The sequence below is a fragment of the Streptomyces sp. NRRL F-525 genome (assembly GCF_000716605.1).
Taxonomy (GTDB): Bacteria; Actinomycetota; Actinomycetes; order Streptomycetales; family Streptomycetaceae; genus Streptomyces.
Genome location: NZ_JNXE01000175.1, coordinates 1 through 338, shown reverse-complemented (window position 1 = coordinate 338; position 338 = coordinate 1). Strand labels below are relative to the sequence as shown.

The window sequence follows — 338 nt, the reverse complement described above, 5'->3', positions numbered from 1 at the left end:
CTCCGTGTCCGGGATGCGGTGGGTGAGCTCCCGGCCTTCCTGCGTCCAGTCGTGCATGTCGCGGTCGGGGTGGCGCGGGCCCCAGCCCTCCGCCCACTCGTACGGGCCGCCGGCGCCGATGCCGAGCGCGGCGGCGATGTGCGCGGCCTGGTAATCGGTCCACGCCAGCGTGCGCCAGCTGGTGCCCGTCCACACGATCAGTGACGAGTTCGGCGGGTTGCCCTTGCGGTCGAACCAGTCGGGCTCAGGGATCTCGGAACGGTGCGGAGAGGCCGGGCGCGGGCCCGCGGGCCTCGCCGGGCGAGGACGCGGGGGAGCGTCCGGGGCCTGAACCTGTC

1 pseudogene is annotated in these 338 nt (G+C 74.9%); it reads right to left on the bottom strand.

What is annotated here, in order from left to right:
- Positions 1 to 338, bottom strand: a pseudogene (locus tag OO69_RS48400) (hypothetical protein); the annotation flags it as partial.